The organism is Halorubellus amylolyticus (genome assembly GCF_034808145.1).
Classification (GTDB): Archaea; Halobacteriota; Halobacteria; order Halobacteriales; family Natrialbaceae; genus Halorubellus.
Genome location: NZ_JAXHGM010000001.1, coordinates 408,206 through 433,976, shown reverse-complemented (window position 1 = coordinate 433,976; position 25,771 = coordinate 408,206). Strand labels below are relative to the sequence as shown.

Sequence of the window (25,771 nt, the reverse complement as noted above, 5' to 3'; positions counted from 1 at the left end):
CCTAGTCCGCGGCCTCCATCGGCTCCTTCGCCTGCGCGATGAGGTCCTCGAGGTCCGCGCCCGTCGGCTCGTTGTTCAACAGCACGTCGATCGGGAGCGTCGGCGCCCCGTCCACGAGGTTCTCCAGGAGCACGAGGCGTTCGCGAGCGCGCGACATCCCGACGTAGAACACGCGGCGTTCGTTGTCCGTCAGCATCGGGACCGGGCTCGTCGTCTTCGTGAACTCGCGCCCACCCGGGACCTCGTCGGGGTCCGCGGTCGCCGCCATCTGCTCGACGACCTTCTCCGTCAGGTCCGTGCCGACGAACACGTGGTCCGCCTCACGACCCTTCGCCGAGTGGATCGTGCCCAGGCGGACCGTATCGCGAGGCAGCCCGTGGTAGTCCGGGCTCGCGAAGTACGCCTTCATCGTCTTCTTCTGGAACGACGTCACCTTCCGCACCATGTCCGACGCCGACGCCGGCCCCGGCATGAACGGCACGTGCTCGGAGATGACGTCGGCGGGAATCATGAGGTCCGTCAGGTCCTCGACGCCCGCCTCCTCCTCCATCTCGTCGACGGTATCGAAGAGGTCGTCGCGCTCGTTCGTCCCGAACGCCGAGTCCGCGAGCATGTCCGCGAGCCGACGCGCCTGCAGGCCGTTGACGGGGTCGTCCTCGTCGACTCGCTCGACCGCGGTCGCGTAGTCGTCCAGGCGGTCCGTCCACATCCGCTGGTCCGTGAGGCACTTGAACGGGATGCCCTCCGTGATGAACTCGTCGATGAACTGGAACATCTGGTAGCGAGCGCGGAACAGCAACATCACCGTCTCCGGGTCGTCGTCGTCCATCGTCTCGTCGACCGTCCGGCGGACGTTCCGGACGAGGTCGAGCATCGACGGGCGCTGCACCGCCTCCACGACACCGCCCTCCTTGCGAGGCTTCAGGTCCTTGTCCTGGCGCTTCGCGATGTGTCGAATCTCGCGGTTCACGACGTTCAGGACGTTCGACGGCAGCCGATACGAGTTCGGGAGGATGACGTCGTCGTCGGGGTCTGCTTCGAGCAAGAGGTCCGGGTCCGCGCCCTGCCACGCGTACACGACCTGGTCGTCGTCGCCCGCGATGAGGATACCCGTCATGTGGGGTTTCCACTCCTCGTACACCTCGTGCTGGAGCTTCGTGATGTCCTGGAACTCGTCGATGACGAGGTACTCGACGTTCGGGAGCAACGACCGCTGCTCGACGCGTTCGAGCATGTCCGCGAACCCGATGACGTCGTGCTCGCCCTTGTACGACCGCCACCCGCGGATGGCGTCGGGCACGTCGATTCGGTCGTCGTCGCTCGGCCACGTCGGCGTGTACTTGTTGCCCTCCTGCGCGTTCGGATCGATCTCGGGTGGCAGGCGGACCTCCTCCTCGTTCCACTGGAACGGGACGTCGTACCAGTCGGCGACGTCGCGGTTCGTTCGCTGCAACCACTGCGAGGTGGCGATGATCTTGTTTCCGATGGTCGTCGACCGCGCCGTCCGTCGGCCGGCGCCGCCGTACTCGTCCTCGAACTCGAGGCCGAAGTCGTCGCAGAACTCCTCCTTGTCGTCCTCGCCGACGACGTCACCGCGGGAGAGGTTCAGGAGGTCGTACGCCTTCGCGTGCATCGTGCAGACGTTCCCCTGGAGCGCTCGCGGGTTCTCGTCGAGCCGTTCGGCGAGTCGCTCGCGGATCTCGGCGGCGGCGGCGCGCGTGTAGGAGACGACGAGGATGTCGCGGAACTCGACGTCGTCGTCTTCGAGGATGCCTTCGACCTTGTCGAGGAGGGCCGTCGTCTTCCCGCTGCCGGGACCACCGAACAGACGGGTGAGTGTCGCGTCCGAGTCGGTCATTGTACCCACACTGGGCCCGAACGTTCATAAGGACCGTGGGTTCGGTGGAACGGGTCGACGCGGTGCTAGATGCCGGACGGGGACGGGGCTAGATGCCGGACGAGGAGAAGGTCCCGAGTGCGGTCGACGAGCGATACGAGGCGTTCCCTGGACGATGCTAGTTGTTACGCGGAGAGCGGGCTTCGCGCACGTCGCTACCGTCGCGGATCTTGTCCTTGCAGTCCGGGCATACTCGGGGGTTCTCGACGCCCCGAGGTGTGAACACCCGAGCGTATGCATCGGTGACGAAGGACCCGCAGTTTTGACATTCCGGCATTTGGAACTCCATCTTCCTGTAGGGGAATAATCTGTATTAATGGTACCGCCGCTCGTGGTAGGCTGCCGGAATAACCACCGGTTACTGCCAGTGGAATCGAGTGACGGCGGCGGTGCTCGCCCGCTCTGGTCCGCTCGGCACCAGTCGGGAGGTATCGGTTCGGGCGGTGTCGGTCCCTGATTCGTCAGGGGTTCCAGTCGCAGACGGTGCACTCGGCGGCGCCGTCGTCGTGGAGCGCCATGCACTCCGGGCACTGGAGCTTGTTGTAGTTTCGTTCCCACCCTACCGGTTCCGTCTCGTGACCGCGGTTCTCGAGGAATTCGTCGAACACGTCGTCACCGGTATCGGGTGCGGACGCCATACGTCACGGTAACGCGTGGCAGGCATATAAAGTATGCTCCTACGACAGTCCCCGAGACGAACCGATAGGGACCCGGTAACCATCGCGAAACCACCCGCGGGAGGGGCCACAGCGGGGCCACGGCTGCGGACCCGCGGACGTAAGTTCCTGGACGTGGTACCGTCGGCCGTGAGCGACCTGAATCTGGACGCGACCCAGCTCGACCGGTACTCGCGACACGTCATCATGGACGAGGTCGGGCCGGACGGACAGGCGGCGCTGCTCGACGCGAGCGCGCTCGTCGTCGGTGCGGGCGGCCTCGGCGCGCCCGTTCTCCAGTACCTCGCGGCCGCCGGCGTCGGCCGGCTCGGAATCGCGGACGACGACGTCGTGGAGCGCTCGAACCTCCAGCGGCAGGTCGTCCACGCGGACGCCGACGTCGGCCGCCCGAAGGTCGACAGCGCCCGCGAGTTCGTCGAAGCCCTCAACCCGGACGTGACCGTCGAGACCCACGAGACGCGCGTCGATCGCGACGCCGTCGCCGCGCTCGTCGCGGACTACGACGTCGTCGTGGACGCGACCGACAACTTCGCGACGCGGTACCTCCTGAACGACGCGTGCGTCCTCGCGGACACGCCGCTGTGTCACGGCGCCATCTACAGGTTCGAGGGGCAGGCGACGACGGTTCCGGCCGGCGGCGCGCCGTGCTACCGGTGCCTGTTCCCCGAAGCGCCCGAGCCCGGGACGGTCCCGGACTGCGCGACCACTGGCGTCCTCGGCGTCCTCCCCGGTACCGTCGGTGCCGTGCAGGCGACCGAAGCCATCAAGCTCGTCACCGGCATCGGCGACACCCTCACCGGGCGGATGTTCACGTACGACGCCGCCGACCTCTCCACGGACGAGGTGCCCTACCGCGCGAACCCAGAGTGCCCGGTCTGCGGCGACGACCCCGTCGACTCCGTCGCGAGCCAGACCTACCAGGAGACCTGCGCCGTCCCCGAGTAGCTCGGGGGTGGTTCCTCAGGCCTCCGCACGCAGTTCCGCGAGCGGTCGCGCCGCCTCGCCCGGCGGTGCGTCGAACGCGTCCGGCCAGAGGGTCGCGGCGACGTGCTCGACGGTGTCGACGATACGGGGGCCGGGGCGGTTCGCGTAGTGGTGGCCGTCGAGCGCCCACGTCCGCCCGGCCGCGACCGCCGAGAGCTCCTTCCAGCCGTCGCGGCCGGTGAGCGCGTCCAGGTCGCGGGCGGTCTGGTCGAGTCCGAACCCGCAGGGGGCGGCGATGGCGACCTCCGGGTCGTACTCGCGTATCTCCGCGAACTCGCGTGGCCGCGCGGACTCGCCGGGGTCGACCATGCCGTACCGGCCGCCGGCGGCGTCGACGACGTCGGGCATCCAGTGCCCGGCGACCATCACGGGGTCGAGCCAGTCGAAGATGGCGACTCGTGGACGTTCCTTGCCCGTCTCGTCGAGGTGCGTCCCGACCCGGTCGCGGACCGCGTCCACGCGCTCCCGGAGGTCGGCGGCGACGCGTGCGGCTTCGGTCTCGCGGTCGACGGCTGCACCGACCCGCTCGACGTCCCCGACGACGTCGTCGAGCCGATGCGGGTCCGTCGTCACCACCTCGGGATTCGCGTCGATGCGCGACACGGCGTCCTCGACGAGCACGCTATCGACCGCGCACACGTCACAGATCCCCTGCGTGACGATCACGTCCGGGTCGAGGTCGTCGAGCACGTCCACGCGAACCCCGTAGACGCCTTCGCCCGACGACTCGGCTTCGGCGACCTGCGCGTTGATCTCCGAACTATCCGCGCCCGGGTCGACGTTCGCGTAGTTCACCGCCGGCAGCGCCGCGGCCTCGGGTGGATGATCGCACTCGTGACTGACCCCGACGGGCTCCACGCCGAGCGCGTACAGTATCTCCGTCGCCGACGGCAGCAACGACACGACGTTCATGGACGCGAGTTGGGCGTGCGGTCACAAAACGCCACGCGTTCGAACGCCGCCCGAAGGAGTCGAGTGTCCCATCGAGTCGCCGAGTCGTCGAGTCGAGTGTCCCGTCGAGTCACCGCGTCAACCCGACGACGCTGATCGCGAGTCCGACGACGACGAGCGGCCAGAGTTCGGGGACGACGCCGCCGACGAGGCTGACGTGGATGCCGAACAGGATGAGCTTCGGGCCGGTGAGCAGTCGCTCGTCGGCGCGTTCGGCCTTCGCGGCGCGAACCCGGGCGAGCGGCGACCGCCCGGATTCGCCGGGGGCGTCCGCAGACGACTTCGCCATGTGCGGACCAAGGCCGTCGAAGGCTATCAATCCCCGCGTCTCGCCGCGCCGTACCGGACGGTGAGGAACCTGCGGTCGGACAGCCACATCTCGTGAGTGGCGACGACCGCGTCCGTCCGCCAGTCGTCGAAGCCGCGGTCGGCGGGGAGCGCGCTCGCGACGTCGACCCCCGGTGCGTCGCCCGCCTCGACTCCGGGTTCGGCGTCGGCGGGCCACACGCGGAACCGCTGCTGAACCGGGAGCTGGTAGTCCGCGCTCGCGGTCGACCAGAACAGCCCGGGGTGGCCGGGCGTGCGCGTCCGCAGGTCGACCCCGGTGTCGTCGCGGTCGGCGAGCGGGAGCGCTCGCAGTTCGAGGACGGTCGAGAGCGTCCCGCCGGGGAGCGGCACGGCGATGTTCACGTACCGCCGGTCGTCGTGGACGTGCGACCCGTAGAGCGCGACGAACACCGCCTCGCCGGTGTCGACGTCCGTGCGAACCCAGAACCGCGCGTCCTCGCGCGGGTCGACGACGCCCGCAGCGGCCGCGGCGTCGCGGTCGAGCGCGTACAGGTCGTTCTCGACGACACGCACACGGTCCGAGTCGCGCGGTCCAGGGAGGTTCAGCTGCTCGACGGCGGTCGTGACTGGCGCGGCGAGCGCGGCGCCCGTCCGGAACGGGCGATGCCACGCGGCGGCGACGGTCATCCGGTACTCGCTCGTGCGCTCGTAGAACCGCCGGACCGCGGGCGCGACCCGCGACGTATCGAGGTCCTCGCGAGCGAACGCGTCCAGGTCGTCCATCTCACCGACGACGCGGTCGCCCGCGAGCCCCGACCGCTCGTGGAAGGTCGCGCCGACGCGACCCCGCGAACGGACGCGAGCCAGCGGGACGTCGTCGACGCCCGCCGACGCGACCCGACCGCGACCGAGCGCGGCGAGCGCCCCACCGACCGCGACCGCGAACGCACCGGCGAACGCGCGACGACGATCCATGGACGCCCGTCGACCCGCCGGACGCAAAAGGAGGCCGGAACCGGCGACGACCCGGCAGGGTTTAAGAGCCGTCCGCGAGACGACCCGGGTATGAAGCGCATCATCAGCACGGACGACGCACCCGAAGCGGTCGGCGCGTACAGTCAGGCGACCACGAACGGCGACCTCGTGTTCACCGCCGGCCAGATACCGATGACGCCCGACGGCGAACTCCTCGACGACGAGGACATCGCCACCCAGACCCGCCAGAGCCTCGAGAACGTCCAGGGCATCCTCGAAGAGGAGGGCCTCACGATGGAGGACGTCCTGAAGGCGACCGTGTTCCTCGCGGACATCGACGACTTCGACGAGATGAACGCGACGTACAAAGAGTACTTCGTCGACAATCCGCCCGCGCGCTCGGCCGTCCAGGCCGGCGCACTCCCGAAGGGCGTCGGCGTCGAGATCGAGGTCATCGCCTCCGAGTGATGGCGACAGCGGCCGCGAAGTCAGCGGCCCTCTGGGGGGTCGTCGGCGCACTCGCCTTCCTCGTCCTCCACCAGGGGTACGTGCTCCTCGGAAACGACGGCGTCGGCATCCTGCCCGCCGTCGGCATCGCGGTCGTCGTCGGCGTGGTCGCGACCGCCACGACGTACGTCGGCGAACGACGGTTCGGGTCGCAGCGACCGTAAGCCGGCGCTGGAACCGCCCGAAGACGAAACAAAGCCCTTAAATTACCGAGTCCGGTATCGTCGAACGGAGCCAGGATGGCCGAACGGTAAGGCGCACGCCTGGAAAGCGTGTTCCCGTATGGGATTCAGGGTTCAAATCCCTGTCCTGGCGTTTCTCCCGCTGACTCAGACGACGAGCGTAGCGAGGAGTCCGTCGGCGAGGGAAACCGAACGACGGGTTTGAACCCGGCCAGTCGCGCGCAGCGAACGAACGTGAGCGAGCATGTCTCATCTCGGTTCAAATCCCCGTCCTGACGTTCTTCGCGACGTAACACGACCGAGGAGCGGTAGCGACGAGCGAGTCGTTCGAGCGTGGGGCGATGTATGGGAATGGGTGGGTAGGTAGGTGGGTAGGTGAGGAGGTGGGTGGGTAGGTAGGTGCGGGTGAGACTGGGGGCGGGTGGTCGTGTGGGCCAGTAGCCGATAGGGCTATCTCCCTCCACGTGTTCGATGAGGGTAATCGATGGAGGAGTCGGTATTTGAAGTGGTGAAGCGGCGGGCGGACGTTCTGGATCTGTTGCGCGATGGGCCGTTCGACAAGCGGGTGCTCGTGGAGCGCGTGGGGTCGTCGCGGTCGACGGTCGACCGTGCGACGAGGGAGTTGGCGTCGAAGGGGTTGATCCGGCGGGTGAACGGCGAGTTCGAGACGACGGTGACCGGCGTGTTGGCGCTCGATGTCGTGCAGGAGTGCGAGCGGTCGGCGACGGCGCTGGAGCGGGCGGCGGCGGCGCTGGAGCCGTTGTGGAAGGAGTCGCCGTTGTCCGTGGACTTCCTTCGGGGCGCGGACCGTGCGCTCGTCGGTGACGTCGCGGGGTTCGACGTGCGTGCCGGTGTTCGTGCGGCGTTCGAGCGTGCGTCGTCCGTTCGCGCGGTCGTCCCGGACGTCTCGAGCGTCGAGCATCTGGAGGTCCTGTACGCACAGGCGGTCGAGGGCGACACGACCGTCGAGTTGGTGTGTTCGGAGGCGTTGTTCGACGCCCTCGCGGCATCGTACTCGGGGTGGTTGCACGGGATCGTCGTTGACGGCGGCGCGACCGTCGGGACCGCTGCCGTCCCCGAGTTCGCGCTGTTCGTGAGCGACCTCGGCACGCATCGAGTCGCGCAGCTGCTCGTGTACGACGACGGTCGGCCGCACGCCGTCCTTCGGAACGAGACGGACGCGGCGCTCGCGTGGGCCGACGGTTGCGTCGAGGCGTGTACGGCGAGAGCGACGGACCGGACGGCGGACGTCCGCGACCTCCCGGAGTCGTCGTCGTTCGCGGGCGTGGACGGGTCCGGTCCGGTTCTCGGCGACCGTGCCGCGGCCGCGACCACGCCGGCCGACCTCGATGGCGGCGAGCCGGTGAGCGAGTCGCTGCTCGGTGCGGGGTACGCCGTCGACGGCGAGCGACTGCGGACGCCCGCGTTCGGCGCGACCGGCGCGGCGACGGTCGCGTGCTGGCTGCGGCCGACCGGCTCGCTCTCGACGTGGCAGGTCGTCGTGAAGTGGGACGAGCTCTCGCTCGCGCTCCGCCACAGGCGGTTCTTCGGGACGCTGTACGACCGCGACGATGAGCGTCGACGCGCCGAGGCCGGGCTCCCGGTGGCGGAGCTGACGGTGGACGCCTGGCAGCACGTCGCGTACGTCGCCGACGGCGAGACGGGGACGCTCTACCTGGACGGCGAGGTCGTCGCGGAGACCGTCGACGCGTATCCGGTCGCCCTCGACGACATCGGCGCGGCGATAGGGTACCACTACGTCGACCGCGATCAGGGCGTTCACACGCCGGACTTCGAGGGACAGCTCGCCGACGTCCGGTTCTACGACGCCGCGCTCGACGCCGGCGACGTCGAGCGCATCTATCGGACGACCGCGCCGTCTCGCGGTCACGCGGCGCGCTGACGGACACGCTCCGTGGCGCGGCGCCTGACCGTACGCTACCAGGGGACAGTCGCGGTGCGTGACCGACTGCCGGCGACGGTGCGACTAAGCGCCCGCCGGCCCTACGACCGGGTATGTGTGGTCGATACACGCTGACGGTCGACGCCGGGGACCTCGCGGAGCGGTTCGGCGTGGACGTCCCGGAGCGCTACGAGCCGCGGTACAACGCGGCGCCCCGACAGTCCCTCCCGGTCATCAGGACGAGCGTCGACGTCGACGACGAGCACGCGCAGACCGGCTCGTCGACGTCGAGCGTCGCCACCGACGCGCCGACGTCTCCGGCCCGCGACCGCGAGCTCGCGTTCCACGAGTGGGGGCTGGTGCCGTCGTGGGTGGACGAACCCGACGACGCGAACCACCCGATCAACGCGCGGTCGGAGACGGTCCGCGAGAAGCGGTCGTTCCGCGAGGCGTTCGCACGCCGACGGTGTCTCGTTCCCGCGGACGGGTTCTACGAGTGGACCGACCGCGGCGGCGGGAAACAGCCGTATCGCGTGACCCTCGACGACGAGTCGGTGTTCGCGATGGCGGGCCTCCACGAGGTCTGGGAGGGCGAGGTCGCACAGTCCAGTCTCGCGGCGTTCGGCGCCGACGGCGACGACGACGACCGCCGGCGACGCGTCGAGTCCTTCACCGTCCTCACCACGGACCCGAACGACGCCGTCGCCGACCTCCACCACCGGATGGCCGTCGTCCTCCACCCCGACGACGAGGCGACGTGGCTCCATGGCGACCCCGACGACGCCGCCGCACTCCTCGAACCGTACGACGGCACGATGCGCTCGTACCCGGTCTCCACCGCCGTCAACGACCCCGCGAACGAATCGCCGGGGCTCCTCGACGCCGTCGACGGCTGACCCCTCCTCCGGAAACGCCGGCCTGGCAGCCAGCGTATGCTCGTACCAACACCACCACAGAAACGCCGGCCTGGCGGCCGGCGTATGCTCGTACCAACAGTTCCGCGGAAACGCCGGCCTGGCGGCCGGCGTATGCTCGTGCGGTCAGTTGCTTCTCGTAGTGTCCGACGAGGCTCACCTCGCCGTCGGGCGTGGTGAACTCGGCGAGTTTCTCGCGGTCGGCGTCCCGACTGTTCTCCTCGATGTCGACGCCCCAGGACGTGTACAATCTCGTGGTCGTCCCAGCCCGCGATGAGCGTGTGCCGTTCGAGCGTCTCCTGGAAGCGGTCGTCCCGCTTGTACTGGTTGTAGAGGTACCGGAAGTCCTCGATGGACTCCGCGAGGTCCGCGCCGCTCGGCAGCGTGAGCTCGCGGTCCTCGGGGACCTCGCCGTTCGGACTGATGTACGCACCGTCGGCGGATTCGTAGATGAGGTCGCCCATGTGGACGACGTAGTCGACGTCCTCCCGCGCGATGTGATGGAACGCGCCGTAGTAGCCGTTCTGGTAGCCCTGGCACGTCACGACCGCGAACGAGACGGAGTCCGGGCTGGCGGCAGCTGGCGGCAGCGTCCGGAGGCGGCCGGGTCGACGTCGAGCGTGCCGCGAGCGTCGTCGATCTCGCTGGCGGCGACGGGTCGTGCGAGTTCTCGGCCGCCGAGGACGGCCGCGAGACCGCCACCGACGCCGGCGCTCGCGACGGACCCGAGGAAGCCACGGCGGCTGGCGCCATCGGTTCCCGAGTGCGTGTCGTGGTCACTTCCGTCGGTGCTGTCGTGGTCGGCTGTCGAGTCGTCGGCTGTCGGGGGATGCTCTGGCATCGTTCGAGCTGGCAGCCGACTGGAACAAGTAAGTATAAGTATTTTTATATATTTGAGTACGTATCATGGTCGTCGTTTCAGATCGATATGTAGTGGAAACATTTAATCCACTGACGGGGAGCCCGACGCGTCTTGACGTGCTCGACGCGCCGCGAACAGCGGTACTTAAACCCCAGGTTCGAGCCGGGCACGGCGCGTCGCGGAGCTTGGTAACACCCAACATACTCAGTCGCTATACCCGGCCGCGTACTGCGTTTTTCGGACGCACAGCACGACCAGCAGATTTTATGACGGATATCATATGGTGCACCTTTATTACGAATCACATTCATAGATGCGAGTGACTATGAGTCAGCGAATGGCCCAAGGCCAGCCCATGATCGTAATGTCCGACGAATCCCAGCGCGTCAAGGACAAGGACGCGCAGGAGTACAACATCTCCGCGGCTCGCGCCGTCGCGGAGGCCGTGCGCTCCACACTCGGACCGAAAGGGATGGACAAGATGCTCGTCGACTCGATGGGCGACGTCACCATCACGAACGACGGCGTCACCATCCTCAAGGAGATGGACATCGACAACCCGACGGCCGAGATGATCATCGAGGTCGCCGAGACCCAGGAGGACGAGGCCGGTGACGGCACCACGACCGCCGTCGCGGTCGCGGGCGAGCTCCTCAAGAACGCCCAGGACCTCCTCGAGCAGGACATCCACCCGACGGCCATCATCAAGGGCTTCCACCTCGCGAGCCAGCAGGCCCGCGCGGAGGTCGACGACATCGCCGAGGACGTCGAACCCGACGACGAGGCGCTCCTCCAGAAGGTCGCCGAGACGTCGATGACCGGGAAGGGCGCGGAACTCGACAAGGAGCACCTCGGCCAGCTCATCGTCGACGCCATCCGGCAGGTCGCCGTCGACACCGACGCCGACGAGACGCTCGTCGACATGGACTTCCTCAACATCGAGACGCAGACGGGTCGCTCCGCGAGCGAGAGCGCGCTCCTGAAGGGCGCGGTCGTCGACAAGGACCCCGTCCACGACGACATGCCCAAGAGCGTCGGTGACGCGGACGTCCTCCTCCTCAACGAGGCCGTCGAGGTCGAGGAGACGAACGTCGACACCGAGGTCAACGTCACGGACCCGAGCCAGCTCCAGCAGTTCATCGAGCAGGAGGAAGCCCAGCTCCAGCAGAAGGTCGACCAGATCGTCGACACGGGCGCGGACGTCGTCCTCTGCCAGAAGGGCATCGACGACATGGCCCAGCACTACCTCGCGAAGGAGGGCATCCTCGCCGTCCGTCGCGTGAAGAAGTCCGACATGGAGTTCCTCTCCGAGATCGTCGACGCGGCGGTCGTCAGCGACCTTGACGACGTCTCCGCGGCCGACCTCGGGCACGGCGACGTCGAGCGCGACGACGCCGACGAGATGTTCTACGTCACGGGCGACGAGGACGCACACGGCGTGACGCTCCTGCTCCGTGGCTCCACGCAGCACGTCGTCGACGAGCTCGAACGCGGTGTCACGGACGCGCTGGACGTCGTCGCGTCGACCGTCCGCGACGGCCGCGTCGTCGCCGGCGGTGGCGCCATCGAGGTCGAGGTCGCGAACCGACTGCGCGACGACGCGAGCAGCGTCGGTGGCCGCGAGCAGCTCGCCATCGAGGCGTTCGCCGACGCGCTCGAGCTCGTTCCCCGCGTCCTCGCGGAGAACGCCGGTCTCGACTCCATCGACACGCTCGTCAAAATCCGCTCCGCGCACGAGAGCGGCGACCACCGTGCGGGCCTGAACGTCTTCAGCGGCGACGTCGAGGACACGTTCGAGTCCGGCGTCGTCGAGCCCGCGCACGCCAAGGAGCAGGCGCTCACGTCTGCCACCGAGGCCGCGAACCTCGTGCTCAAAATCGACGACATCATCTCCGCCGGCGACCTCTCCACCGACAAGGGCGACGACGACGGCCCCGGTGGCGCCGGCGGCATGGGCGGCATGGGCGGCATGGGTGGCATGGGCGGCGCGATGTGAAGCTCGGTTCGATAACTTCACACCCCCCAGCCGTTCGCGCCACGCACTGACTCAGAACACGTTGCGGTCTTTCTTCGACGCCTGATAGACACGTCAAGTGAACTAGCTCACCGAGAGGAATCGCCGGACGCCATCAGCCAATTACGTGATTGAATCCGGATTTCAGAAGCCTCCGCTGTCTCGCCACCGCCAAGCGATACCCCCCAAGAATACCAGCCCGACAGCGAATACCAGCCTCGAGTTCGGTGTCGTAGTCTGTAGGATGGTCGGGAAGACACAGGCATACATATCAGAGCCAGATTTGCCGATGTGCGGGAAGCAGGCCAGCAGTGGAACTCCCACAAGAAGGGTGGTAATAGCAGCCGCCACGAATTTCGCCTTCTCTACCGCGTCCACACGCCACTAAAGGTACACTTGCTTTGATAATTCTTGTGTGCACCCCGGGAGAGGTTACCCGTCCTGCTTCGCGGGGTGCGTGTCGCTGAGGCGGTCGCGACCGAACAGGTTCCCGCGGAGGGTGTCGCCCTCGTACTCGTCTCGCAGCAGGTCGCGCTCGCGGAGTTCGGGGACGACGAGGTCGACGAAGTCCGTGAGGGTCTCGGGGCGCGCGACCTCCTTGACGTTGAAGCCGTCGACGCCGACGTCGCGGTACCAGTACTCGATCTCGTCGGCGACCTGCTCGGGGGTGCCGACGACGACCGGGCTGGTGGTGCCGAGCCCGGCGAACTCAGCCATCTCGCGGACCGTCCACTCGCTCTCGCCGCCGGCGAACGCGTTGACGGTGCCCTGGATGGCCTCGGTCTCGATGTGCTCGATGCGCTGGTCGGGGTCGAGTTCGCTCAGGTCCATGTCCACGAACCCCGAGAGGAGCGCGAGCACGCCCTCAACGTCGACGGCGTCCCGGTAGCTCTCCTCCTTCGCTTCGGCGAGGGCCTCGGTCGGGGCGACGACGGGGACGATGCCGGGGAAGAACGCGAGTTCGTCGGGGTCCCGGCCGTGGTCGGCGGCGCGCTCGCGGAGGTCCGCCATGTACTCCTCGACCTTCTCGGGCGTCGGCTGGGAGACGAAGACGGCTTCGGCGTTCTTCGCGGCGAACTCGCGCCCGCGGTCGCTGGACCCGGCCTGGTAGACGACCGGCGTCCGCTGCGGGCTGGGCTCGCAGCCGTGGGGGCCGGGGACCTGGAAGTGCTCGCCGTCGTGCTCGATCGCGCGCACCTTCTCGGGGTCGCTGTACCGGCCGGCGTCGCGGTCGTGGACGACCGCGTCGTCGTCCCACGAGTCCTCCCAGAGCGCGTAACAGACGTCCATGAACTCGTCCGCGCGGTCGTAGCGCTCGTCGTGGTCCATGCGGTCGCCGACGCCGAGGTTCGCCGCCGCCGATTCGAGGTAGCTCGTGACGACGTTGAACGCGACGCGCCCGTCCGTGACGTGGTCGAGCGTCGAGAACTCGCGGGCGAGCTGGTAGGGGTGGTTGTACGACGTCGACTTCGTCACCGCGAACCCGAGGTGCTCGGTGACCTCGGCCATCGCGGGAATCAGGTACGTGGGGTCGTTCGACGGCGTCTGCACGGCGCGCTCGATGGCTGGGTCGCGGCTGTCGTCGTAGACGTCGTAGATCCCGCGGACGTCAGCGAAGAACACGCCGTCGAACCCGCCGCGTTCGGCGGTCCGGGCGACCTCGGTCCAGTACTCGCGGTCGGCGTACCGCTGGGACTGGTCGCCTGGGTACCGCCAGGAGCCGACGGTGACGTGCTCCACCGCGTTCATCGTGAAGAGGTTGAGGCGAACGTGGTCGTCGGTCATGGACTCGCGTACCGCGCGAACGTCGTAAGGGCCCGCGGTAGCGGCGAGTCTCCCGGGGTCCGCGCGGTACCGGCGAGAACGACCGGCTGCCGCCGCGGGCCGCTGGCACCCGCCCGTCGCATCGGGGTCGGCGTCGCCGCTCAGCAGGCGCAGTAGTACTCGCGGAGCCCGAGTTCGGTCCGCAGGAGCTGGTAGGTCGGGTCCGGGTCGTCGGGTCGGTAGACGCCCGCGACGAGGTCGCTCCCGTCGCCGCCGGCGAGGGCCGCGGGCGCGACGTCGCCCTGCGCGACCGCGTGCCAGTCCTCCCGGGAGAGGACGTCGCCGCCGTTCGCGGCGACCTCCTGGACGTAGTCCGCGAGGAACACCCACCGCGGGTCGCGTGTGTCGCGGGCGTCGCTGGCGTCGTGGGCGTCGGCGGAGCGACCGGGCTCGTAGGTGGCGTCGTCGACCGTGGCGGCGTACGCGGCCATCGGGAGGTTCGCGCCGGCGGCGACGGGGAGCGTTATCCACTTCCAGGGGCGCGTGTTCACGTCGAGGAGGACGTACTCCTCGCGGGACTCGTCGTAGACGAACTCGCTCTCGCTGATACCGTGGTAGTCGGCGTCGTCGAGGACCGCCTCGGCGCGCTCGCGTACCGCCGGACCGTCGACGACGTCCACGACGCAGGACGTCCCGAACCCGCGCGGATGCCGGACGCGCGCGTTCCCGACGACCCCGAGGACGTCGCCGTCGGGATTCCGGTACGACGCGAGCGACCGGTCCTCGCCCTCGGCGACCGCGACCTTCTCCTGGGCCATCACGCGGATGCCCTGTTCGGCCGCGCCGTCGACGACCTCGCGGAACTCCTGGCGGTCCGCGACCTCGACGACGTTCGTCCCGACCGCCTCCTCGAACTCGCGCTTGCGCGCCGGCTTGACGACGAGCGGGAACCCGAGCGCGTCCGCGGCCGCGTCCGCGGACCGCACGGGCGGCCCGTCACCGTCGACGCCGGCCTCCTCGACGCGATACGTCTCGGGATACGGGACGTCGAGTCGCTCGCAGCGCGCGTACAGCGCGGTCTTGTCGAGCACGCCGTCGATTGCCTCGGTCGCGAACGGGAGTCGAACGCCGTCGGGGTCCGCGGCGACAAGCGCGTGCACCCACTCGTCCATGCACGCGAACGCCACCGGCTCGCCCGCCACGGCGTCCGCGACCGCCTCCACGTCCGCGCGGAACCCGTCGAGGTCGTCGAGCGGGTACGTCACCGCGCCCGCAGCCGCGACCGCCGTCGACCCCGGCGCGACGCCGTCCGGCGTCCGGTCGAGCGCGATGACCGGGACGTCGTGCGCCGCGAGCGCGCGAGCGACCCCGAGCCCCGTGACGTGCGCGTTACAGACGATAGCCGGCGGTCGCTCGAACGACCGCGCCTCCAGATCCGCGACCAGCTCCTCGGTCGTAGCGAAACGCGTACTCATTGCGTCCCCGTACTCGAAACACGCAAAAGTGACGTCCGCTTCCGGCAGGCGACGCCGGAGCCACCACACCCTCGCACACGGCAAACGCTCGGACGAACAACAGGGAAACGGCCGCCTGGAGGCGGTCGTCCGGTCGCGCGACCCGTCAGGAGACGCCGACCTGGCGGTCGGCGTACGCTCGTGCCAGCGGCAGGGAAACGACCGCCTGGCGGCGGTCGTACGCTGGTCGAGTCAGTTCACTCGACGTCCAGCGTGAACTGTTCGTTCTCGTTGACGGTGTTGAGGACGACGCTCGTGTTCGACTCGTTGATGTCCGGGTCGGTGAGCAGCTCCTTGATCTGGGCGTTCATCCCGTCAGTGTCGAGGAACTTCCCGACGGCGACGACGTCGTAGTCGCCCGTGACCTCGTAGACCGAGGTCATCTGCTTGTGACCCTGCAGGCGCTCCGTGATGTCCGGGAGCGCGCTCCCTTCGACCTTCAGCTGGATGAACGCCGTCACGTCGTACCCGAGCTCGTCGTAGTCGACGACGGGCGTGTACCCGCGGATGACGCCCTGATCCTCGAGGTCGCTGAGGTGGTTCGAGACCGTGGTCACGGAGACGTCGAGGTCCTCCGCGAGCGACCGAAGGCTCGCCCGACCGTCGCCGAGAAGTGCATTCACTAGCTTCGCATCGAGATTTTCGTACGTCATTGCTCCAACGTGCGCCCCGGAGGGTTTAGAACTTTACGAACGTACAATCGGTTCGAGATGGGCGAAAGTTTGCGTACAGCACTAAGGTTTTTGTACTGGAAGTAGTTTATCGAAGCGAGCATAAGATGACAAGCGGCAACCTCTCCGAGAAGGAGGAAGCGGTGCTGGAGACCATCGACGAAGAGAACATCGACTTCCTGCGGCTGCAGTTCACGGACATCCTCGGGACCGTCAAGAACGTGTCCGTCCCGGCGCGCCAGGCCGAGAAGGCGTTCACGGAGGGCATCTACTTCGACGGCTCCTCGATCAACGGTTTCGTCCGCATCCAGGAGTCCGACATGCGCCTGGACCCCGACCCGGAGACGTTCGCCGTGCTCCCGTGGCGGACCACCGAGGACGGTGGCGCCGCGCGCCTCATGTGCGACGTCATCAACACGTCCACGGGCGAGCCGTTCTCGGGCGACCCGCGCGGCGTCCTGAAGGACGCCATCGAGCGCGCTGACGAACTCGGCTACACGGTCAACGCCGCGCCCGAACCGGAGTTCTTCCTGTTCGAGGAGGACGAGGACGGGCGTGCGACGACGAAGACGAACGACGCCGGCGGCTACTTCGACCTGGCGCCGAAGGACCTCGCGCAGGACGTCCGCCGCGACATCATCTTCGGCCTCGAGTCCATGGGGTTCGAGATCGAGGCGAGCCACCACGAGGTCGCGCAGGGCCAGCACGAGATCAACTTCGAGTACGACGACGCGCTGTCGACGGCCGACAACGTCGCGACGTTCCGCGCGGTCGTTCGCGCCATCGCGTCCGAGCACGACCTGCACGCGACGTTCATGCCGAAGCCTATCGCGCGCATCAACGGCAGCGGGATGCACACGCACTTCTCGCTGTTCCGCGACGGCGAGAACGCGTTCCACGACGGCGACGACGAGTTCGACCTGAGCGAGACCGCCAAGCAGTTCACGGCCGGTATCCTCGAGCACGCGCCCGCGATCGCGGCGGTCGCGAACCCGACGGTGAACTCCTACAAGCGCCTGGTGCCGGGCTACGAGGCGCCGGTGTACGTCGCGTGGTCCGACCGGAACCGCTCGGCGCTCATCCGGAAGCCGGCGGCGCGCGTCCCCGCCGCCTCGCGCATCGAGGCCCGCTTCCCGGACCCGTCGTGTAACCCGTATCTCGCGTTCGCGGCGCTCATCCACGCCGGGCTCGACGGCATCGAGCAGGGCATGGACTGCGACGACCCGGTCCGTGAGAACATCTACGAGTTCGACGAGGCCAAGCGCGAGGAGTACGGTATCGACACGCTCCCGGAGAACCTCGGCGAGGCGCTGGACGCGCTCGAGGCGGACGAGGTCATCCAGGACGCGCTCGGCGAGCACGTCACGGAGAAGTTCCTCGAGGCGAAGCGCTCGGAGTTCCAGGACTACCGCGTCTCCGTCTCCGAGTGGGAGAAGGACCGCTACCTCGAGACGTTCTGAGGGCCCGCGGCGCGACAGGTTTCTTTTAGCGTGTGTCGGTCAGAGGCGTGCGCTCGCGAGCGCGACGAGCGGTGCGAGGACGACGACGTAGGTGCCCGCGGAGAGCGTCCAGTCGCGGCGGACGGCGGGGAGCCGGTCGGGTTGGATGCGCGACCGCGGGAGGACGACGACGGCGAAGAACCCGACCATGAGGACGAGGAGGACGGCCGCGGCGGCGACGGTCTCGACGGCGCTGTCGACGTCGAGCGCGGCTTCGGTCGCGTACAGGAGCCAGACGTAGAGCCCGCCGCTGAGACCGCCGGCGAGGTAGTGGACGACGGTCGCGAGTCGTTCGGGTGCGCGGTCGGGGCGGCGGTCGGTGAGGACGCCGGCGGCGACGGTCGGTGGCGTGGCGCCTTCGGGACGGCGTGCCATGACGGCGTCCATCGCGAGCGTGGCGACGACGGCGGCGCCGATACCGGCGAGGAACCGGAGCGGTACCTCGAACCCTGGTGCGGCGGCTGGTTGCATGCCCGCTCGTTCGCTCCAGAGGGGTATCGGGTTGACGAACGGGGCATCGTGCGTGCGGGTCGCGTCGCTCACCAGCCACGTGGTTCGTCAACGTTTAGCGCGCTCGACTGCTAGCGTGACGCATGGACGCGGAAGCGACGTTCAGGGTCGAACCGGACGGCGGACGGGTCGTCCTCGTTCCCGAGTTCTGGCCGAGCGACCTCGACGCGGACGCGCGGACCGCCTACGAGGGACTGCGGACGCTGCACGTCGTCGAGGACGGCGCCATCTCGATGCCCGCGGAGTACCTCCCGGAGACGGAACCGGGGAGTACGGTGACGCTTTCGGCGGTCTGGACGGCGCGCACCGAGCGCTTGGGCGCGCTCGGCGTCGGGCCGTTCCCGGCCGGGGCCGTCGGCGGCGCGATGGCGGACCGCGACCGCATCGCGCGCACGCTCCTCGACGACGACCCGGGACGGTAGCGACCGTCACGCGTTTGACGTCGCCGCCCGTCGACCCGGACATGACAGAGACGGACATCCGCGAGCTCGACGCGAGGACCGTCGAGCGCATCGCGGCCGGGGAGGTCGTCGAACGACCGGCCTCGGTGGTGAAAGAACTCGTCGAGAACGCGCTGGACGCGGGCGCGTCACGCGTCACGGTCGGCGTCGAAGACGGTGGGGTCGACGGTGTGACCGTGCGCGACGACGGGCACGGGATGACCGAGGCGGACGTGCGCGCGGCGGTCCGCGAGCACACGACGAGCAAGATACGGGACGTCGAGGACCTCGAAGCCGGAGTGTCGACGCTCGGGTTCCGCGGCGAGGCGCTGCACACCATCGGTGCGGTGTCGCGGCTGACGATCAGGACGCGCCCGCACGACGCCGAGACGGGCACCGAGCTCGTGTACGCGGGCGGCGAGGTCGAGTCGGTGACCGAGGTCGGGTGTCCGGCGGGGACGACCATCGAGGTGCGGGACCTGTTCTACAACACGCCGGCTCGCGAGAAGTACCTGAAGACGACGCCGACGGAGTTCGCGCACGTCAACCGCGTGGTGCGGTCGTACGCGCTCGCGAACCCGGACGTCGCGGTCTCGCTCTCGCACGACGACCGGGAGGTGTTCGCGACGCCCGGGCGCGGTGACCGCCTCGCGACCGTGATGGCGGTGTACGGTCGCGAGGTCGCGGAGGCGATGCACGCTGTCGACGACGTCGACGTGGCGCTCCCGGACGGGCCGCTGGACGACGTCCACGGGCTCGTGTCGGACCCCGAGACGAACCGGAGCGCGCGCGAGTACGTCTCGGTGTTCGTGAACGGTCGCGCGGTGTCCGCGAGCGCGGTCCGCGAGGCCGTCGTCGAGGCGTACGGCGGGCAGCTGGACGCGGACCGCTATCCCTTCACCGCGCTGTTCCTCGACGTCCCGGCGGGGGACGTGGACGTGAACGTCCACCCGCGGAAGATGGAGGTCCGGTTCGCGGACGAGGCGGCGATGAAACGCCAGGTGCGCGCGGCCGTCGAGGAGACGCTGCTCGACGCGGGCCTCGTCCGGTCGAGCGCGCCACGCGGCCGGTCGAAGCCGCCGGAGGCGGCGGTCGAGCCGACGACCGCGACCGACCTCGACACCGAGGGTCCCGCCGACGACCCCGCGGTCGAGTCGGCCGACGCATCGCAGGACGACGTGCCGCGGGCGGACGACGACGATGACCGCGGCGACGCCGAGAGCGAGTCGACCACCGTCGACGCCAAGGATGACTCTGGGGCGAATCACGGCGCCGGTGGCGACGAGTCCGGCAGTCCGGTCGCGGCGGACGCGTCCACGCCGGTCGACGACGAGACGACGCGCGACGCGAGCGAGCGGCGAGCGCGTGCGACCGACGCCGACTCGTCTGCGGGCGCGAGTTCGACTGACGCGGGCTCGACTGACGCGAGTTCGACCGAGGCGACGGGGTCCACGTCGGGGTCGACGAGCACGAGCGGTTCCACTGGTGTGTCGACCGCGAGCGAGTCCACCCCGGCCACTGGTGAGTCCACCCCGGCCACTGGTGAGTCCACCTCGGCGTCTGGTGGGTCCACCTCGGCCGCGGGCGACCATCGGCCCGTGGCGGACCGGAAGTCCTCGGGCGACGGACGACGGTTCGATGGCGCCGCGGAACAGCGGACGTTGACGGGCGAGGCGGCGACGCCGGCAGGCGAGTACGGCCGGTTGCCGTCGATGCGCGTCCTCGGCCAGTACCGCGACACGTACCTCGTCGCGGAGACCGACGACGGGCTGGTGCTCGTCGACCAGCACGCCGCGGACGAGCGCGTGAACTACGAGCGGTTGCGGGCGGCGTTCGAGGCGGACGCGACCGCGCAAGCGCTCGCCGAACCCGTGACGCTCGAACTGACCGCGGGCGAGGCCGAGGCGTTCCCCGCGTACCGCGAGGCGCTCGCGACGCTCGGGTTCCACGCCGAACGGACCGACACCACCGGCAGCGACGACGCCGGAAGCGACACTGCCGGAAGCGACGACGTCGACGGTGACGACGCCGGAGGCGACGACGCGACTGGCTCCCGGGAGGTGACGGTGACGACGGTGCCCGCGGTGTTCGACGAGACGCTCGACCCCGGCGACGTCCGGAACGTCCTGTCGGGATTCGTCGCGAGCGACGACGACGGCGCCGAGACCGTCGACGCGCTCGCGGACGCGTTCGTCGCGGACCTCGCGTGCTATCCCTCGGTCACCGCGAACACGTCCCTGACGGAGGGGTCGGTCGTCGAGTTGCTGGAGGCGCTCGACGACTGCGAGAATCCCTTCGCGTGCCCGCACGGCCGGCCGACGGTCGTCCGCATCGACCACGCCGACCTCGAGGACCGGTTCGAGCGCGACTACCCCGGCCACGGCGGCCGTCGCGAGCTCTGACGATGCCGGTGACGATAGACGGGAGCGCGGGCGGCGGGCAGGTGCTCCGGTCCGCGCTCTCGCTCGCCGCCGTCACGGGCGAGGCGGTCCGCGTCGAGGACGTCCGCGGCGCTCGACCGAACCCGGGCCTGAAGCACCAGCATCTCGCGTGCGTCGAGGCCGCGGCCGCGGTCTGCGACGCCGACGTCGACGGCGCCGAACTCGGGAGCGACGTCGTCGCGTTCGACCCCGGCGACCCCACGGGCGGGTCGGTCGCGGTGGACGTCGGGACCGCGGGCGCGGCGACGCTCGTGTTCGAGACCGTCCTCCCGCTCGGCGTCGTCGTCGACGACCCCATCGAGCTGACGGTGACCGGCGGGACCGACGTCGCGTGGTCGCCGACCGTCGACTACTATCGGGACGTCCGCCTGCCCCTCGCCGCGCGGGCCGGGTGGCGCGCGACCGTCGACGTCTCCCGGCGCGGCTTCTATCCCGGCGGCGGCGGGGAGGCGACGCTGCGCGTGGCACCGAGCGAGCGCGAGCGCGTCGCGTTCGACGACCGCGGCGCGTTCCGGGGGGCGCGCGTCGAAGCGGTCGCGTCCAGCGACCTCGCGGACGCCGACGTCGCCGACCGGCTCGTCGCCGCCGCGGTCGACGACCTCGAGACGGCGAACGTCGAGGTGGATATGTCGACCGCTCGGAGCGTTCGCGCGCCCAGTACCGGCGCGGGCGTGCTCGTCGTCCTCGACTACGAGGCGACGACCGCGGGCTTCAGCGCGCTCGGCGAACCCGGGACGCCGGCCGAGGACGTCGGGGAGCGAGCCGCCGCGGACGCCGTCGCGTTCCGCGGGCAGGAGCGTTCGAGCCCGGACGCCGGTGGGCCACGCCGACCGCCCGTCGTGGACGTACACGCCGCCGACCAGCTCGTGCTCGCGCTCGCACTCGCCAGCGGTCGCGTGCGGCCCGCGGCCGTGACCGAGCACGTCCGGGCGAACTGCGCGGTCGCTCGCGCATTCGGGTTCGACGTCCGCGTCGACGACGACGGCGTCATCGTCGGCGAGTGAATCGACGTGCGGCGGTGACCGCAGCCCGCCTCGCCCCGGCCGGTCGCGGACTGTCGGTCGAGCGAACGCTTGCGCCGCGGGGGAGACTTATACCGGTCCCTTCCGTTGTGGCGACCATGACTGGCGTACGCTCCCCTGGGGTGGTTCGATGAGCGACGACCTCGTGACGTTCGGCGAGACGATGCTCCGACTCTCGCCGCCGAACGACGAACGACTGGAGACCGCTCGCGAGTTCGAGGTGCGCGCGGCCGGCGCCGAATCGAACACCGCCATCGCGGCCGAACGCCTCGGTGCGGTGACGACGTGGATGTCGAAGCTCCCGGACACCGCGCTCGGGCATCGCGTCGACGGCGGCCTCCGACAGTACGGCGTCAACACCGACGTCGTGTGGACGGACGACGACGACGTCCGCCAGGGCACGTACTACCTGGAGTCCGGGGGACGACCGCGCGGCTCGAACGTCGTGTACGACCGCGAGGACGCCGCGGTGACGACCGCGACGCCGGACGAACTGGACGTCGACCGCATCCGGCAGGCCCAGGCGTTCTACACGACCGGCATCACGCCCGCGCTCAGCCCCCAGTTGCGGGAGACCGCGGCGACGCTCCTGGACGCCGCCCAGCAGGCGGGGACGATGACGGCGTTCGACGTGAACTACCGCTCGAAGCTCTGGTCGCCCGAGGAGGCCCGGAAGACGATCACGCAGTTCTTCCAGGTGGTCGACGTCCTCATCATCGCGCTGAAGGACGCGAAGGCCGTCTTGAACTACGAGGGCGACGCGACACAGCTCGCGCACCACCTCGCGAGCGAGTTCGACTTCAAGACGGTCGTCGTGACGCGGGGCGACCAGGGCGCGCTCGCGTGGAACGACAACGTCATCCACGAACAGCCGGCGTTCGAGACGGATACCGTGGACGCGGTCGGGACCGGCGACGCGTTCGCGGGCGCGTTCCTCGCACGGCGCCTGTCCGGCGCGAACGTCCCGAAAGCTCTGGAGTACGCGGCCGCGGCCGCCGCCCTCAAGCGCACCATCCCCGGCGACGTGGCGACGGTCACGAAGGCCGAGGTGGACGCGGTCGTGGGCGAGGGCGGCGAGGCCATCTCGCGGTAGCTCCCCGTCGACATCGGTCAGACGGGTTCCTCGCACGTTCGGCACACGGCAGGCGAACTGCTATCACGCTCGCCCACCCAGTCCCCGCCATGACACACGTCGCTATCGTTGGTGCGTACGGGAGCGCGGGCGCCGCCGTCGCCGGTGAACTCGCCGACGAGCCAGGAGTGGAGTTGACGCTCGTCGACGACGGCGAACCCGGCGGTGGGCTCTGCATCCTCCGCGGGTGCATGCCGTCGAAGGAGGTCATCTCCGCGGGTGCGCACCGCTTCCAGGCGCGCCACGACCATCGCCTCGACGGCGACGTCCCCGACGTCGACCTGGACGCGGTCGTCGACACGAAGGACGACCACGTCCTCGGGTTCGCCGAGCACCGCCGCGAGGCCGTCCACGACCTCGCCGAGCGCGACGACGTCACCTTCCACCACGAGACCGCGCGGTTCGTCGACGACCGCGTCCTCGCGGTCGGCGACGAGACCGTCGAACCGGACTACGTCGTCGTCGCCACCGGCTCGACGCTGAACGTCCCCGACATCCCCGGCATCGACGACGTCGACTACATGGGAAGCGCAGACGTCCTCGACGCCACCAGCCTCCCGGACTCGGGCGTCGTCATGGGCTTCGGCTACGTCGGCCTGGAACTCGTCCCGTACGTCGCCGAGGCCGGCGGCACCGACCTCACCGTCGTCGAGCACGACGCGCGCCCGCTCGACGAGGCCGACCCCGAGTTCGGCGACGACCTCCTCGACATCTACGAGGACGAGTGGGACGTCGACGTCCGCCGGCACACGTACGAGGAGCGGGTCGAACAGACGGACGACGGCGGCGTCCGCCTCCACGTCTCCGACGAGAACGGCGACCACGACGTCGTCGAAGCCGAGGAGCTGTTCCTGTTCACGGGCCGCCGCCCGAACGTCGACGGCCTCGGGTTCGAGCACACGAGCCTCGACCCCGGCGAGGGCTGGGTTCGGGAGACGATGCAGGCGCGCGACGACGACCGCGTGTTCGTCGTCGGCGACGTCAACGGGAAGGAACCCATCCTCCACGTCGCGAAGGAGCAGGGGTTCCAGGCGGCGGAGAACCTCCTCGCGCACGGTCGCGGCGACCACGACGCCATCGAGCCATACGAGAACGTCCATCACCACGTCGTGTTCTCCGCACTCGGCGTGTATCCGTACGCGCGCGTCGGGCACTCGAAGGCGAGCGCCGAGACCACCGGTCGCGACGTGGTCCACGTCACGCGCGAGGCGAGCGACGACGGCGTGTTCAAGACCAAGGACGTCCCCGAGGGCCGCGCGAGCCTGGTCGTGGACGCCGATGACGGGACCGTCCTCGGCTACCAGGGCCTGCACTACCACGCCGACGTCATGGCGAAGACGATGCAACTCGCCGTCGAGATGGGACTGGACGTCCGCGAGCTCCCCGACCGCGCGTACCATCCGACCACGCCCGAGATACTGGACGGCCTCGTCCGCGACGCGAGCGACGCCGTCGCACCCACCGAGGGCGACGACTGACGGACGACCGACACCGGGTTCGGCGAAGCATCTCGAACGCCCGCCAGGCGCCGTGCTAGCCCGGTTCGCTACGTCTTTATCTCCTCACACGACGTACGAGTGGTGATCACAAATGCGAAACTTCGACGAAATGAGCCGGATGTTCGAGGAGATGGAACGGACCTTCGACAGCATGTGGATGGACCGCACGTTCGGCGACCGCACACCCATGCTCGAGGGGCGAACGACCGACGGCATCGAGCGCACGACGAGCCTCCACGAGGAGGACGACATGTACGTGTTCGTCATGGACCTCCCCGGGTTCGAGACGGACGAGATCGACCTCGTCTACCACGACGGCCACCTCGAGATCTCCGCGGTCACCGAGACGAGCGAGGAGTCCGAGCAGTCCTACGTCCGGCACTCGCGAAGCACCACGGAGACGGTCAGCATCCCCGGCGAGATCGACGTCGAGGGTATCGAGGCGTCCTACCACAACGGCGTCCTCGAGGTCACGCTCCCCACGCTCGAGGGCGAGCGTGACCTCGGCCACGACATCGACATCCGCTAGACGACGCCCGCGTCGGCGTCGAGTTGGGCGGCACACTTCGGCACGCGACGGCACACCTTCGGTACGCCCGAGCGGTACTCGACAGAAGACGAGTAGCGAGACCGAGTATCGAGGATCGGGGACCGAATCCCACCGTCTCCATCTCGCAACTCAAATCTACGACCCGCCGACGGTTTTAATATACGGAATCAACTGGTAAGGAAATATTAGATACCTTTAGGCGCATTGCTGGTTACCGATGATGATATGGGTCGGAAATTCGGCGCCTGTCTCGGTACGATCGGACTGCTCACCACGAGCGCCGCCTCGTGGTTCCTGATGAAAGGACCGTTCCTCGGGACTGGACTCCCGAGGACCGAGTACCTGCTCGGCGCAATCGCGCTCCTGCTGGTCGGCCTGGTGCTGCTCCGCAGCGGCCTCAACTCTCTCATCCACCACCGCGAGAGCACCGAGCGCGTCATCATCAGCAACAAGAAGACCTGACCGGCAGCAACCACACACGGACCCACCGCCCCGACACCCGACCCCGTCGCCCTCCCACCCCCACTCGGACCCTCAGACGCCACGGACTCACCCGCGTCCACACCCACACCACA

General features: G+C 69.2%; 26 protein-coding genes, 1 tRNA gene and 1 pseudogene. 15 read left to right on the top strand and 13 right to left on the bottom strand.

All coding sequences use genetic code 11. The features are described 5' to 3' along the window. Position 1 precedes the first annotated feature (1 nt). From SM754_RS02155 to SM754_RS02150, 3 genes are all read right to left on the bottom strand, one after another. Positions 2 to 1,858 carry a UvrD-helicase domain-containing protein gene (locus tag SM754_RS02155; RefSeq protein WP_323674569.1) on the bottom strand — a complete coding sequence of 619 codons (1,857 nt, stop codon included), beginning with the start codon at positions 1,856 to 1,858 and terminating at the stop codon, positions 2 to 4. Between the two features lie 157 nt (positions 1,859 to 2,015). Next, complete coding sequence (locus SM754_RS20470; protein ID WP_418934290.1) at positions 2,016 to 2,174, bottom strand: DUF7563 family protein; 159 nt, start codon at positions 2,172 to 2,174, stop codon at positions 2,016 to 2,018. A gap of 184 nt (positions 2,175 to 2,358) precedes the next feature. Beyond that, entirely contained in the window at positions 2,359 to 2,535 is a 177-nt protein-coding gene (locus SM754_RS02150) for an HVO_0416 family zinc finger protein (RefSeq protein WP_323674568.1), read from the bottom strand. A 168-nt stretch (positions 2,536 to 2,703) separates the two neighbouring features. Between SM754_RS02150 and ubaA the strand changes: the two genes are divergently transcribed. Further along, positions 2,704 to 3,519, top strand: coding sequence for an SAMP-activating enzyme E1 (gene ubaA / locus SM754_RS02145; RefSeq protein WP_323674567.1), 816 nt, complete (start codon positions 2,704 to 2,706; stop codon positions 3,517 to 3,519). A 15-nt stretch (positions 3,520 to 3,534) separates the two neighbouring features. Here ubaA and SM754_RS02140 read toward each other — a convergent pair whose 3' ends face one another. From SM754_RS02140 to SM754_RS02130, 3 genes are all read right to left on the bottom strand, one after another. Next, positions 3,535 to 4,470 carry an ABC transporter substrate-binding protein gene (locus SM754_RS02140; protein ID WP_323674566.1) on the bottom strand — a complete coding sequence of 312 codons (936 nt, stop codon included), beginning with the start codon at positions 4,468 to 4,470 and terminating at the stop codon, positions 3,535 to 3,537. A 109-nt stretch (positions 4,471 to 4,579) separates the two neighbouring features. After that, positions 4,580 to 4,798, bottom strand: a complete 219-nt coding sequence (locus SM754_RS02135) for a hypothetical protein (protein ID WP_323192886.1) — start codon at positions 4,796 to 4,798, stop codon at positions 4,580 to 4,582. 26 nt (positions 4,799 to 4,824) lie between these two features. Beyond that, positions 4,825 to 5,772: a hypothetical protein gene (locus SM754_RS02130; protein ID WP_323674565.1), complete on the bottom strand. Its 948-nt coding sequence runs from the start codon at positions 5,770 to 5,772 to the stop codon at positions 4,825 to 4,827. A 90-nt stretch (positions 5,773 to 5,862) separates the two neighbouring features. On the opposite strand from SM754_RS02130, the gene SM754_RS02125 reads away from it, so the two are divergent. The 5 genes from SM754_RS02125 to SM754_RS02105 all read left to right on the top strand — a co-directional run bounded on the left by SM754_RS02125 (position 5,863) and on the right by SM754_RS02105 (position 9,260). After that, on the top strand, positions 5,863 to 6,240 hold the full coding sequence (locus tag SM754_RS02125) for a Rid family detoxifying hydrolase (RefSeq protein ID WP_323674564.1): 378 nt from the start codon (positions 5,863 to 5,865) through the stop codon (positions 6,238 to 6,240). Beyond that, positions 6,240 to 6,443, top strand: coding sequence for a DUF7981 family protein (locus SM754_RS02120; protein WP_323675241.1), 204 nt, complete (start codon positions 6,240 to 6,242; stop codon positions 6,441 to 6,443). The genes SM754_RS02125 and SM754_RS02120 overlap by 1 nt, the downstream gene beginning before the upstream one ends. A 69-nt stretch (positions 6,444 to 6,512) precedes the next feature. Beyond that, positions 6,513 to 6,594 (top strand) — tRNA-Ser (locus SM754_RS02115). A gap of 351 nt (positions 6,595 to 6,945) precedes the next feature. Next, positions 6,946 to 8,364 (top strand): LamG-like jellyroll fold domain-containing protein, encoded by a 1,419-nt coding sequence (locus SM754_RS02110; RefSeq protein WP_323674563.1) that lies wholly within the window; start codon positions 6,946 to 6,948, stop codon positions 8,362 to 8,364. A gap of 113 nt (positions 8,365 to 8,477) precedes the next feature. Next, positions 8,478 to 9,260, top strand: coding sequence for an SOS response-associated peptidase (locus SM754_RS02105; RefSeq protein WP_323674562.1), 783 nt, complete (start codon positions 8,478 to 8,480; stop codon positions 9,258 to 9,260). Between the two features lie 323 nt (positions 9,261 to 9,583). Here SM754_RS02105 and SM754_RS20465 read toward each other — a convergent pair. Next, positions 9,584 to 9,823, bottom strand: a pseudogene (locus SM754_RS20465) (alkaline phosphatase D family protein); the annotation flags it as partial. Continuing rightward, positions 9,820 to 10,119, bottom strand: coding sequence for a hypothetical protein (locus SM754_RS02100; RefSeq protein WP_323674561.1), 300 nt, complete (start codon positions 10,117 to 10,119; stop codon positions 9,820 to 9,822). The pseudogene SM754_RS20465 and the gene SM754_RS02100, both read right to left, overlap by 4 nt. A gap of 346 nt (positions 10,120 to 10,465) precedes the next feature. Here SM754_RS02100 and thsB point away from each other — a divergent pair, with 346 nt between their 5' ends. Beyond that, a complete protein-coding gene (gene thsB / locus SM754_RS02095) occupies positions 10,466 to 12,136 on the top strand; it encodes a thermosome subunit beta (RefSeq protein WP_501993728.1) in 1,671 nt (556 codons plus the stop codon). Between the two features lie 162 nt (positions 12,137 to 12,298). On the opposite strand, the gene SM754_RS02090 is transcribed toward thsB, so the two are convergent. The 4 genes from SM754_RS02090 to lrp all read right to left on the bottom strand — a co-directional run bounded on the left by SM754_RS02090 (position 12,299) and on the right by lrp (position 16,085). Continuing rightward, entirely contained in the window at positions 12,299 to 12,532 is a 234-nt protein-coding gene (locus SM754_RS02090; RefSeq protein ID WP_323674560.1) for a hypothetical protein, read from the bottom strand. A 54-nt stretch (positions 12,533 to 12,586) separates the two neighbouring features. After that, complete coding sequence (locus tag SM754_RS02085; protein WP_323674559.1) at positions 12,587 to 13,939, bottom strand: LLM class flavin-dependent oxidoreductase; 1,353 nt, start codon at positions 13,937 to 13,939, stop codon at positions 12,587 to 12,589. A gap of 140 nt (positions 13,940 to 14,079) precedes the next feature. After that, positions 14,080 to 15,393 carry a carboxylate--amine ligase gene (locus SM754_RS02080; protein WP_323674558.1) on the bottom strand — a complete coding sequence of 438 codons (1,314 nt, stop codon included), beginning with the start codon at positions 15,391 to 15,393 and terminating at the stop codon, positions 14,080 to 14,082. A 236-nt stretch (positions 15,394 to 15,629) separates the two neighbouring features. Next, positions 15,630 to 16,085 carry an HTH-type transcriptional regulator Lrp gene (lrp, locus tag SM754_RS02075; RefSeq protein ID WP_323674557.1) on the bottom strand — a complete coding sequence of 152 codons (456 nt, stop codon included), beginning with the start codon at positions 16,083 to 16,085 and terminating at the stop codon, positions 15,630 to 15,632. 125 nt (positions 16,086 to 16,210) lie between these two features. Between lrp and glnA the strand changes: the two genes are divergently transcribed. Continuing rightward, complete coding sequence (gene glnA, locus SM754_RS02070) at positions 16,211 to 17,563, top strand: type I glutamate--ammonia ligase (RefSeq protein WP_323674556.1); 1,353 nt, start codon at positions 16,211 to 16,213, stop codon at positions 17,561 to 17,563. A gap of 39 nt (positions 17,564 to 17,602) precedes the next feature. Here the strand turns inward: glnA and SM754_RS02065 are convergent, their stop codons facing one another. Continuing rightward, positions 17,603 to 18,145: a hypothetical protein gene (locus SM754_RS02065; protein ID WP_323674555.1), complete on the bottom strand. Its 543-nt coding sequence runs from the start codon at positions 18,143 to 18,145 to the stop codon at positions 17,603 to 17,605. A gap of 50 nt (positions 18,146 to 18,195) precedes the next feature. On the opposite strand from SM754_RS02065, the gene SM754_RS02060 reads away from it, so the two are divergent. From SM754_RS02060 to SM754_RS02030, 7 genes are all read left to right on the top strand, one after another. Further along, positions 18,196 to 18,534, top strand: coding sequence for a hypothetical protein (locus SM754_RS02060; protein WP_323674554.1), 339 nt, complete (start codon positions 18,196 to 18,198; stop codon positions 18,532 to 18,534). Positions 18,535 to 18,575: 41 nt separating this feature from the next. Continuing rightward, positions 18,576 to 20,954: a DNA mismatch repair endonuclease MutL gene (gene mutL / locus SM754_RS02055; RefSeq protein ID WP_323674553.1), complete on the top strand. Its 2,379-nt coding sequence runs from the start codon at positions 18,576 to 18,578 to the stop codon at positions 20,952 to 20,954. Between the two features lie 2 nt (positions 20,955 to 20,956). Beyond that, entirely contained in the window at positions 20,957 to 21,997 is a 1,041-nt protein-coding gene (gene rtcA / locus SM754_RS02050) for an RNA 3'-terminal phosphate cyclase (protein ID WP_323674552.1), read from the top strand. Positions 21,998 to 22,145: 148 nt separating this feature from the next. Next, positions 22,146 to 23,108, top strand: a complete 963-nt coding sequence (kdgK1, locus tag SM754_RS02045; protein WP_323674551.1) for a bifunctional 2-dehydro-3-deoxygluconokinase/2-dehydro-3-deoxygalactonokinase — start codon at positions 22,146 to 22,148, stop codon at positions 23,106 to 23,108. Between the two features lie 89 nt (positions 23,109 to 23,197). Continuing rightward, positions 23,198 to 24,625, top strand: coding sequence for a dihydrolipoyl dehydrogenase family protein (locus tag SM754_RS02040; RefSeq protein ID WP_323674550.1), 1,428 nt, complete (start codon positions 23,198 to 23,200; stop codon positions 24,623 to 24,625). Between the two features lie 151 nt (positions 24,626 to 24,776). Beyond that, a complete protein-coding gene (locus SM754_RS02035; RefSeq protein WP_323674549.1) occupies positions 24,777 to 25,175 on the top strand; it encodes an Hsp20/alpha crystallin family protein in 399 nt (132 codons plus the stop codon). Positions 25,176 to 25,421: 246 nt separating this feature from the next. Beyond that, positions 25,422 to 25,658: a hypothetical protein gene (locus SM754_RS02030; RefSeq protein WP_323674548.1), complete on the top strand. Its 237-nt coding sequence runs from the start codon at positions 25,422 to 25,424 to the stop codon at positions 25,656 to 25,658. Positions 25,659 to 25,771 lie beyond the last annotated feature (113 nt).

Bases quoted from the DNA above. Each gene is read 5' to 3' on its own strand.
- SM754_RS02085 (WP_323674559.1), bottom strand. From the start codon at position 13,939: ATGACCGACGACCACGTTCGCCTCAACCTCTTCACGATGAACGCGGTG.
- SM754_RS02105 (WP_323674562.1), top strand. From the start codon at position 8,478: ATGTGTGGTCGATACACGCTGACGGTCGACGCCGGGGACCTCGCGGAG.
- SM754_RS02150 (WP_323674568.1), bottom strand. From the start codon at position 2,535: ATGGCGTCCGCACCCGATACCGGTGACGACGTGTTCGACGAATTCCTC.
- SM754_RS02040 (WP_323674550.1), top strand. From the start codon at position 23,198: ATGACACACGTCGCTATCGTTGGTGCGTACGGGAGCGCGGGCGCCGCC.
- rtcA (WP_323674552.1), top strand. From the start codon at position 20,957: ATGCCGGTGACGATAGACGGGAGCGCGGGCGGCGGGCAGGTGCTCCGG.
- SM754_RS02155 (WP_323674569.1), bottom strand. From the start codon at position 1,858: ATGACCGACTCGGACGCGACACTCACCCGTCTGTTCGGTGGTCCCGGC.
- SM754_RS02120 (WP_323675241.1), top strand. From the start codon at position 6,240: ATGGCGACAGCGGCCGCGAAGTCAGCGGCCCTCTGGGGGGTCGTCGGC.
- SM754_RS02125 (WP_323674564.1), top strand. From the start codon at position 5,863: ATGAAGCGCATCATCAGCACGGACGACGCACCCGAAGCGGTCGGCGCG.
- thsB (WP_501993728.1), top strand. From the start codon at position 10,466: ATGAGTCAGCGAATGGCCCAAGGCCAGCCCATGATCGTAATGTCCGAC.
- SM754_RS02135 (WP_323192886.1), bottom strand. From the start codon at position 4,798: ATGGCGAAGTCGTCTGCGGACGCCCCCGGCGAATCCGGGCGGTCGCCG.
- mutL (WP_323674553.1), top strand. From the start codon at position 18,576: ATGACAGAGACGGACATCCGCGAGCTCGACGCGAGGACCGTCGAGCGC.
- SM754_RS02100 (WP_323674561.1), bottom strand. From the start codon at position 10,119: ATGCCAGAGCATCCCCCGACAGCCGACGACTCGACAGCCGACCACGAC.
- SM754_RS02130 (WP_323674565.1), bottom strand. From the start codon at position 5,772: ATGGATCGTCGTCGCGCGTTCGCCGGTGCGTTCGCGGTCGCGGTCGGT.
- glnA (WP_323674556.1), top strand. From the start codon at position 16,211: ATGACAAGCGGCAACCTCTCCGAGAAGGAGGAAGCGGTGCTGGAGACC.
- lrp (WP_323674557.1), bottom strand. From the start codon at position 16,085: ATGACGTACGAAAATCTCGATGCGAAGCTAGTGAATGCACTTCTCGGC.
- SM754_RS02080 (WP_323674558.1), bottom strand. From the start codon at position 15,393: ATGAGTACGCGTTTCGCTACGACCGAGGAGCTGGTCGCGGATCTGGAG.
- kdgK1 (WP_323674551.1), top strand. From the start codon at position 22,146: ATGAGCGACGACCTCGTGACGTTCGGCGAGACGATGCTCCGACTCTCG.
- SM754_RS02060 (WP_323674554.1), top strand. From the start codon at position 18,196: ATGGACGCGGAAGCGACGTTCAGGGTCGAACCGGACGGCGGACGGGTC.
- SM754_RS02035 (WP_323674549.1), top strand. From the start codon at position 24,777: ATGGAACGGACCTTCGACAGCATGTGGATGGACCGCACGTTCGGCGAC.
- SM754_RS02110 (WP_323674563.1), top strand. From the start codon at position 6,946: ATGGAGGAGTCGGTATTTGAAGTGGTGAAGCGGCGGGCGGACGTTCTG.
- SM754_RS20470 (WP_418934290.1), bottom strand. From the start codon at position 2,174: ATGCCGGAATGTCAAAACTGCGGGTCCTTCGTCACCGATGCATACGCT.
- SM754_RS02030 (WP_323674548.1), top strand. From the start codon at position 25,422: ATGGGTCGGAAATTCGGCGCCTGTCTCGGTACGATCGGACTGCTCACC.
- SM754_RS02140 (WP_323674566.1), bottom strand. From the start codon at position 4,470: ATGAACGTCGTGTCGTTGCTGCCGTCGGCGACGGAGATACTGTACGCG.